At 42.3% G+C, this 7,225-nt stretch carries 14 protein-coding genes; 11 read left to right on the forward strand and 3 right to left on the reverse strand.

The window, feature by feature from the left end; translation table 11 throughout:
* Positions 1–165: 165 nt before the first annotated feature.
* Together EDC32_RS15725 and EDC32_RS15730 are read right to left on the reverse strand one after the other, a co-directional pair.
* A complete protein-coding gene (locus EDC32_RS15725; RefSeq protein WP_132223832.1) occupies positions 166–1,854 on the reverse strand; it encodes a hypothetical protein in 1,689 nt (562 codons plus the stop codon).
* A gap of 44 nt (positions 1,855–1,898) precedes the next feature.
* Positions 1,899–2,126 (reverse strand): hypothetical protein, encoded by a 228-nt coding sequence (locus EDC32_RS15730; RefSeq protein ID WP_132223835.1) that lies wholly within the window; start codon positions 2,124–2,126, stop codon positions 1,899–1,901.
* 492 nt (positions 2,127–2,618) lie between these two features.
* Here EDC32_RS15730 and EDC32_RS15735 point away from each other — a divergent pair, with 492 nt between their 5' ends.
* The 11 genes from EDC32_RS15735 (at position 2,619) to EDC32_RS15780 (ending at position 6,975) form a co-directional block, all read left to right on the forward strand.
* Positions 2,619–3,413, forward strand: coding sequence for a ParA family protein (locus tag EDC32_RS15735; protein WP_158283421.1), 795 nt, complete (start codon positions 2,619–2,621; stop codon positions 3,411–3,413).
* Positions 3,397–3,753 carry a hypothetical protein gene (locus tag EDC32_RS15740; protein WP_132223841.1) on the forward strand — a complete coding sequence of 119 codons (357 nt, stop codon included), beginning with the start codon at positions 3,397–3,399 and terminating at the stop codon, positions 3,751–3,753. Before EDC32_RS15735 ends, EDC32_RS15740 begins: the two co-directional genes overlap by 17 nt.
* A 175-nt stretch (positions 3,754–3,928) precedes the next feature.
* The gene (locus tag EDC32_RS16555) at positions 3,929–4,342 is read left to right on the forward strand and encodes a helix-turn-helix domain-containing protein (RefSeq protein ID WP_158283422.1); all 414 of its coding nucleotides are present in this window, start codon (positions 3,929–3,931) and stop codon (positions 4,340–4,342) included.
* A complete protein-coding gene (locus EDC32_RS15750) occupies positions 4,335–4,526 on the forward strand; it encodes a hypothetical protein (RefSeq protein WP_132223844.1) in 192 nt (63 codons plus the stop codon). The genes EDC32_RS16555 and EDC32_RS15750 overlap by 8 nt, the downstream gene beginning before the upstream one ends.
* Positions 4,527–4,553: 27 nt before the next feature.
* Positions 4,554–4,688, forward strand: a complete 135-nt coding sequence (locus EDC32_RS16785) for a hypothetical protein (protein WP_281275239.1) — start codon at positions 4,554–4,556, stop codon at positions 4,686–4,688.
* Positions 4,689–4,777: 89 nt separating this feature from the next.
* A complete protein-coding gene (gene csx20, locus EDC32_RS15755; protein WP_132223847.1) occupies positions 4,778–5,167 on the forward strand; it encodes a CRISPR-associated protein Csx20 in 390 nt (129 codons plus the stop codon).
* A 62-nt stretch (positions 5,168–5,229) separates the two neighbouring features.
* A complete protein-coding gene (locus tag EDC32_RS15760; protein WP_132223850.1) occupies positions 5,230–5,478 on the forward strand; it encodes a hypothetical protein in 249 nt (82 codons plus the stop codon).
* A 155-nt stretch (positions 5,479–5,633) separates the two neighbouring features.
* Positions 5,634–6,128 carry a hypothetical protein gene (locus EDC32_RS15765; RefSeq protein ID WP_132223853.1) on the forward strand — a complete coding sequence of 165 codons (495 nt, stop codon included), beginning with the start codon at positions 5,634–5,636 and terminating at the stop codon, positions 6,126–6,128.
* 36 nt (positions 6,129–6,164) lie between these two features.
* Complete coding sequence (locus EDC32_RS15770) at positions 6,165–6,563, forward strand: hypothetical protein (RefSeq protein WP_132223856.1); 399 nt, start codon at positions 6,165–6,167, stop codon at positions 6,561–6,563.
* A gap of 14 nt (positions 6,564–6,577) precedes the next feature.
* Complete coding sequence (locus EDC32_RS15775; protein ID WP_132223859.1) at positions 6,578–6,775, forward strand: hypothetical protein; 198 nt, start codon at positions 6,578–6,580, stop codon at positions 6,773–6,775.
* Positions 6,775–6,975: a hypothetical protein gene (locus EDC32_RS15780; protein ID WP_132223862.1), complete on the forward strand. Its 201-nt coding sequence runs from the start codon at positions 6,775–6,777 to the stop codon at positions 6,973–6,975. Before EDC32_RS15775 ends, EDC32_RS15780 begins: the two co-directional genes overlap by 1 nt.
* Positions 6,976–7,018: 43 nt before the next feature.
* On the opposite strand, the gene EDC32_RS16500 is transcribed toward EDC32_RS15780, so the two are convergent.
* A partial coding sequence (locus EDC32_RS16500) for a hypothetical protein (RefSeq protein ID WP_158283423.1) occupies positions 7,019–7,225 on the reverse strand: 207 nt, incomplete at its 5' end.

Consider the following 7,225-nt stretch of genomic DNA (forward strand, 5'->3'; position numbering starts at 1 on the left):
CTTTTCTTTTGCTTTTGTTTGAGACCAATTCTATCACCGTTTCCGACAAACGGCAATTACATTTAATAGATTGTCAGACGCCCCGGAGATCCCGGGGCTTTTTTCGTTTTTTCATGCGCACTCTTCGCAACAATCCATCTATAAGCCCAGTCGATCCTGGGACTTTCATGATACTTTGTCTTTGTACTTTTCTTTCAGTTCAGCAGCAAACTGTCGTGCCAGTTTGTCATCAACATCAAACTCATTACTGATTTTTGTACGCCCTGGTGGTTTCTTGCCGAAGTACTCTTTCTTAACCCATCTATTGACTCTTCTTCTCACTTTTTGGATCACTTTTGGATCTGCGTCTGCCGTGATTATCGGTTCCTGTTCTGTACTCTTTTTGGTTTGTTTATCAGCCATCCCTTCGACCAACTTGTTCTTTTTTCTGGTATCATTTTTGTCCTCTGATTGGCTTGTTTTTTGGTCTTCAAGTGGTACCGTTTCTTTGTCCGTTTCAATAGTTGTTTGGTTACCATTTTTGGTGTCATATTGAGAACCATTCTGGTTATCATTTTGGTTTATTTCTTGGTTAAGTTTTGGTTCAATTTCTTGGTCAACTTCCGTACTCTTTTTGGATTTGTTTTCTGCCAAGTTCTCAACCACTTCTTCGACCATTTTTTCGCCAACGTTTTGGTTTGTTTTTGGATAAGATTTTGGTTCAATTTTCGGTTCAACTTGATTTTCTTTAATCGTTGACATATCTGGCATTTCGTCATTTCTATTGGTCTGTTTGTCAACCATATTTTCGACCAATTCTTTGTCCAAATCAGCACCGTTTTCATGGTCAGTTTTGGTGTCCTTTTGGTCTCCATTTTGGATTGTATCGCCAACCAATTCGTGACCATTTTCTACACCAATTTCTGTACCATTTTGAACCGGATTTTCAACCAATTCACTAACCATTTGTTCACCAAATTCATGACCATTTTTGATATCAATTTGGTCAGTGGTTTGGCCCGTTTTTTCAACCACTTCATCAACCATTTTTTCCGTTTTTCCGGTACCATTTTCAGTGCCATTTTGGTGATCATTTTCAACCACAGACTCGACTATTTTTTTCGATTGGTCGCTACCATTTTGGTCGTTGGTTTCTTCTGAAAGAACCCCTTCTCGCTTCTTCTGTATATATTGTTCGATGACCGTTTTCACCTCTTCAATTGATAACTGATTTCGCCGGATGATTTCAGTAAAAGTCGCTTCTTCTTTATTTTCGACCACGAACTTATAGGCAAGAATCCCTTCACAAATGAGCACCAGAGTCGGAACCGCCCTGGCAATCATTTGACCTTCAACTGTTTGTGCCATTCCATTGGAGTTCGCCCACCAAACAAAGGCGAGTCCCACGAAGAATCCGATAACGGTGAAACCCAGACCCAACCACTCGATGAAGCCACGCGGTATTTTTTTCTTCATTAAGAAACCAGTAAGAGTAGCTGCTGATCCGATGAAGATAACCTCAAACATTAACACGCCGACGTATTCCAACCCTTCCGTTGCACCGACCTTCCGTAACTCTCCGATGGAATGGGTGACAGAAAAAACTACTGAGCCAGCAAGAACAACAAATATGCTGGCTTCGACTAGAATGCCAACAATAAACCCTACCAACCGTTTAATGGTCCAGTAAACTCCGTCAATCAAATTGAGGACCAACGGGATGAAATCAGCAATGAAATACCCGATCCCATACAGGCTGAGAACAATGACATTGGGAACTCTTTGGTGTCCAGGATAGTATCCTTCGAGGTATCGGTTTCTTGCGTTTTGTTGCCATTCGTGATACCATTTCATCGTTTCAATCAACTCCTTCATGGTGTTGTGCGCCTTGGGTGATGTGAGAGATCGCCCAGGGCTTTTCATTTTTTAGAAACGCGTTTGTTTAGCGTGGGTGGGTTTTCTTTCACCCACTTCACCAGCTCTCCCCGATCCCATACGTGATGTCGCCCCAACCTGCCTATCGACTTTGGAATCTTCCCCCTTTCCATGTACGTTGGAATGTAGTCTTGAGGGTAGCCAGTCAACCTTGCTACTTCATCGCTTAGCGCCAAGTGTTGAAGCGCTTTTATTAACATCGAACGTTCCAAAGCGACCAACCTCCTTAGCATATTAAGTTGTTTGTTTATTCTGTATTATCATACCATACATCATGTTTGGATGCCAACAATGTTTTTTATCAAATATGTTTTAAGGCAAACAACAAAACTTGCTAGCAACCTTCATACTTGCTAGCAAGTATGATAATTACATTTGTACCGATGTTTGAAACGTGTATTGTATGATTTAATAAATGGTTGTCTGTAACCTATCTCCATTCGTTTAATGTTACTTTTAATTAATGAATATTGATTGGATATCGAATATAAAATATTACACCATTTCTAGTTGGCATTAAGGACGCTTGTTTAGTAACCTTCATTGAATGATTTCTTAGTGGTTTTAATGTACGGAATAATACGTCAAGTAATAAAGGCATCATTATATCTGTTTAAACTTGATCAGTGCTTAGATTGTTCATTGGTTTTTTGACATGTGGTAAAATGTCAGTGCATCTACCATATAAAGGGAGGTACAAGCTATTGGGGGAAGTACTGGCGTTTATAGCTAACAAAGGAGGGGTTGGTAAAACAACAATTGTTGTTGAGTCTGTTTCAGCGCTGCACTTAGCTTATCCCGACAAAAAGGTTTTGATTATCGACGGAGACGCACAAGGAAACAGTGCTGTTGCGTTCAACAAAGACCCCAACAAATTTGAAAACACCTTGTATGATTGTGTGGTGAAGGATTTGCCGGCTAAAGATGCGATAGTCAATCTGAAACCAAATCTCGACTTGTTGCCTGGGAATCAAGACTTAAACTACTTTGAGTTGGACGTTTTACCCAATTTGCGCGGGCGTAATCCTTTGGAGTTTTTCAAAAAGATCGTAAATCAAGTGAAGGGTGAATATGACTTTGTTTTTTTCGACTCTCCCCCAGAACTCAAAACGGTCGGCCTAAACATCATCAACTCTGCTGACTATCTGTACATCCCTTTTGTACCAGAAAAGTTTGCGGTTAAAGGGATCGTGGCAGTATTGGACATTGTTAATCAGGCTAAAAAGAGACTTGGCGCACATGCAAAAGTAGATGGTGTCATCGCCAATATGATGAAACCATCTACAAAGCTACATTCCAACTACTTATTGCAGGCTGATATCTTTTGTAAGCGGAACGGTATTCGTCTGTTGAACACACGTATACCCAACACAATCAGATTTGCCGATTCAATCGCCAAATTTGGGATGCCTCATGTTTTGGCTGATCCAAAAAGCGACCATTCCAAAATTTACTTCAATCTGCTGAAGGAGATGTTAGATCATGGGACGAGACTATGATGATCCGTTTGCACTGTTTGCTCCTGACCAAGACCAAGAACAAGAAAAAGAGGATCATCTGCCCCAGGATGAACAACCTGGCGATGACCCCAAACAAGAGGTAAATCAAGAGGCAAAAAGCACAGGCAAATACGGGGAAAAGTACAAAAAGGAACCCAAGTACAAAACCCATGTTCCACATAACGTGCGTATCCCAAAGGAGCTGCGCAAAGAGATTGAGAAGATCGGCCGGAAGATTGGAGCCCCAATCAACAAAAATTCCGGTTTTTTTCAGGAATTTACGATTGACGCTCTTTGGAAACACGTTGCTGATGTGAAAAAAGAAGAAGGTATTGAGTAGATTTTCTCCTAAAATCGGATAAATTGCAACAAAAAGCCAGCGAAGCCCATGCGCTCGTTGGCTTTTTGTTTTGTATGTTTTTTCTGAAAAAAGAGGTTGACATGCGTCATCGCACATTGTATTATGATATCAGGAAGTGCGGTGACGCACACGAGGAGGTGAAAAAAATACCGCCATGAGTAAAAAGAGATGTAATCCACTGGACAAAGTAATGGGAGTTGAAGAGGCGGCGGAAAAATGGGGTTATGCCCCTGGCACGATAAAGAACATGTGTGCTGAGGGCAAAATCCAATCAAAAAAAATAGGAAAGACGTGGGTCATTTCACGGTGTCAACCAAATCCAAAGGAGAAAGGAAAGATTGAGATGACTAAAACTAAGGAAATGGTTCTAGTCGGCCAGGAAGGCTGTGGGGAGTGGTTCTTAGAGGAACCAGGGTTTGAGGTTGAGGAAGGGTGGGAAGAGATCGAAGGTACTTTCTTCGGAGAAGGGCTGACAGGTTGGTTCTGCGACAGCGACTCTGGTCTGTATATAAAAGTTTTTAACGGACGTACTTGTGGCCGTTGGGGGGAGGAGCCGGACGATGCTTAAAAAAGTGATCGAGTTACGGATACAGCTTCTGGTCAGTAGATCAGAACTTAAGGATGATCGGGACTTAGAGGAGATAAGGTTTTTGACGAGGGTCTTGGATGAGATCAACGGGACGTCTACCGGTGACATCCTGTTGGATTTGACGGAAGGTGAGCCGGAAGACTGGTTTATCATGAAACCTTAAGGAGGATGAGGAAAAGGAGGGGTTTGCATGGGAGTAAATGAAATCCTTTTTGTTCTAGAACCAATGTTTTGGGGGATCGTGGTAGCGGCGGTGATTATAGGCGCTTGTAAATTGGGGTACAAGCACGGTTCCCAAGGATTCTGGCGGAAAGAAAAAGAGTAAAAAAGCTCCCGGCGGCAACCGGGAGCGGTGGTTTGAAAAAAAATCAGTTCAGTTGATTATATCAAAAAAACTTATAGGAGTGATCGATTATGAAAAAATGCGCAATCTTGTTATCTCACAAGGTGAATCCAGAACAAGAGCAAGAGCTTCGCGAAAAATGGGGAGTTGGTTCTATCCATTTCCCTCCGCAAGATATTCAATCCCGTTTTTCCCAAATCCCTCCTGAGGGAGAATATCCGATGGAACACATTCAGCCTGTTTTGGATTGGCTGGAAGAAACCACATCCCCTGGGGATCTGGCTTGGTTCCAGGGCGAACCAGCAACATGTGTTTTGCTGGCTAAGTGGTGCGAAAAGAACGGGCGCGTGGCTATTTTAGCCACTACTCGCCGGGAGTCAGTAGACCAAGCGCTACCAGATGGTAGTGTGGTAAAGAAAAGTATTTTCAAACACGTGTGCTTCAGAAAGTATCCGTATTGAAATAGAGTGTGCGGCTCCTAACTAACGGGGCCGCACCATCCAAATAAAAGGAGAGATAAAAAATGGTAGAATGCAAGAAATACGAACCGACAATGAATAACTTCGAGGCGTTAGTGCGCTTTGGAGCGGAAACAAACGAGTTTTGCCTATATTGCATTGAAGAGGACGGAAAGAAAAGCCTTGTCTTGGATTACCCATCGCCGCTATTCGCCGACGATGAAAGTGTCCGCATTGTGTGGAAAGCAACAATAAAAGAATGCCTTGAGCACTTGGTTCAAGGCGAATATCCAGAAGAGGTTTGTGGCTCCTAACGGGGCCGCACACTATCAAATAAAAGGAGAGATGGACAAATGGAAGAGAAAAGAATTGAGATTCAACGAAGAATATCTTAACTCATTTGACTGCGATTGATTAAAAAATGGTGGGCGGAAGCCCACCAACTTCATCAAAAAGGAGATGTTAAATAATGAAAAAAATCAGTAAAAAGCAGTGGAAACAACTGAGAAAAGAAATGCTACAAGAACTTAAGGAAGAGTTTGAGTTTGAAAAAAAATTTCACACGCGCCCCCATTGGTTTGATAATGATGAAAGGGAAAAGTATGCCTTATCTTATATTGAAGGTTTTGAAGAAGGGGTGAAGATCGCGAAAAGAAAAAGAGATTTGAACGAATTATATGAGGTACTCAAAGAAAAACAAGATGAGTCTGAACAAGAACCAGATAAAGACCGGCTCGCTGGATTATATTTAGGGTATGGCGAAGTTGTTCGCGTCGTAGAGAACACATTCGATAGAGCGAAAAAATTAGAAGAACAGATGGAGGAAGAAGAAAGAAGAAAAAGGGAGGAGGAACTAAAAAGGTTAAAAGAAAAGCCAAAAGAGATAGAACTACTCGAAGTTTGTTGGCCTAAAGATGATGAAGGGAACCCAATACCAATCATCCCCATCCCGTTTTATTTATGAGCCGCTCCCATTAAAAAGAGGAGGAGAGGAGACGAAATGAACAAATACATTGTTTTTCTTGCAGAACAACGAGCGGAAGAGGTTTCCGAAGAGTTGAAAAAATGGCTAATAGACGCGAGCCCGTGGGGGTTCGGATGGAACCGTAAGTTATTAGAGAAAACAGGAGGTGATGTGACGGTATGGGCAAAGAGTGAGGCGGAAGCGCTGGAACGGTCTAACAGTCGGTGGCGGCGTTTTGACCTTGACGAGCTGGACGAAATTTTGGCGTCGATCAAAAGTAGATATGAGGTTGTGAAGGACTTTGTAGAGTTGGATTTGCACTTATTGGAATCCATCTTGCATGAGTTGGAAGAAACCATCCATCAGTTAAAGGAAGAAAACAAATTAGACGGCGAAATGATAAAAGAGTTATCAAAAGATGATTTACCATTTTGAACTGGAGGCATCATATGATCTACGCAGTGAAGATAAAAACCCGTGAAGTGTTTGAAGTGGACGCCGGTTTACAAGCCCTCGCTGACTCACTCTGTATCCAAACAGAGGAGGAAGCGGAGTCTCTCATCATCGAAGAGACAGGCGCGGACATTGTGGTTTACGCTTCCTCCAAAGAGGAAGCACTGAAAAAGGCGTTGGGAGGAGAACAATAATGACAAAACTTGAAAGATACCAACAATTATGCGAAAAACTGGACGAATTGCAAAAACAGTCAGATGCAATCCAAGTTGTTGACGAGGAAACAGAAAGGGAGAAAAGAAGAATCTCGAAGGAATACGCAAAAACATACGTCGAGATCGTAAAAATGAACATCGAGTTTGGTTATGGCTGTATCGATCATGCGGCTGAATAAGCTGAATGAAGTGTGAGGAGGGGCGCATAGCCCCTCCTTTTTTTTATTTGTCGCGCTTTTTTATTGTGATTTCATCGGCTTGATCAAGCACCGCTTTTTCGACTTTCTCTTTTATGATGGCCGGGTAAGCGGTATCTACAACAAACGCGCCGTTCACGGTGACGCGATACATCGGCTTCGGGGTTGTATCTTTTTTGCTCAATCCCAGCGCTTTTGCGATTCCTTCGACAATGGATTGAGCCAACCCATC

It is taken from the genome of Laceyella sacchari (genome assembly GCF_004343255.1).
In the GTDB taxonomy this organism is placed as follows: Bacteria; Bacillota; Bacilli; order Thermoactinomycetales; family Thermoactinomycetaceae; genus Laceyella; species Laceyella sacchari.

Bases quoted from the DNA above. Each gene is read 5' to 3' on its own strand.
- EDC32_RS16785 (WP_281275239.1), top strand. From the start codon at position 4,554: ATGGGAGTAAATGAAATCCTTTTTGTTCTAGAACCAATGTTTTGGGGG.
- EDC32_RS16555 (WP_158283422.1), top strand. From the start codon at position 3,929: ATGAGTAAAAAGAGATGTAATCCACTGGACAAAGTAATGGGAGTTGAA.
- EDC32_RS15780 (WP_132223862.1), top strand. From the start codon at position 6,775: ATGACAAAACTTGAAAGATACCAACAATTATGCGAAAAACTGGACGAA.
- EDC32_RS15765 (WP_132223853.1), top strand. From the start codon at position 5,634: ATGAAAAAAATCAGTAAAAAGCAGTGGAAACAACTGAGAAAAGAAATG.
- EDC32_RS15750 (WP_132223844.1), top strand. From the start codon at position 4,335: ATGCTTAAAAAAGTGATCGAGTTACGGATACAGCTTCTGGTCAGTAGA.
- EDC32_RS15775 (WP_132223859.1), top strand. From the start codon at position 6,578: ATGATCTACGCAGTGAAGATAAAAACCCGTGAAGTGTTTGAAGTGGAC.
- EDC32_RS15725 (WP_132223832.1), bottom strand. From the start codon at position 1,854: ATGAAGGAGTTGATTGAAACGATGAAATGGTATCACGAATGGCAACAA.
- EDC32_RS15740 (WP_132223841.1), top strand. From the start codon at position 3,397: ATGGGACGAGACTATGATGATCCGTTTGCACTGTTTGCTCCTGACCAA.
- EDC32_RS15770 (WP_132223856.1), top strand. From the start codon at position 6,165: ATGAACAAATACATTGTTTTTCTTGCAGAACAACGAGCGGAAGAGGTT.
- EDC32_RS15760 (WP_132223850.1), top strand. From the start codon at position 5,230: ATGGTAGAATGCAAGAAATACGAACCGACAATGAATAACTTCGAGGCG.
- csx20 (WP_132223847.1), top strand. From the start codon at position 4,778: ATGAAAAAATGCGCAATCTTGTTATCTCACAAGGTGAATCCAGAACAA.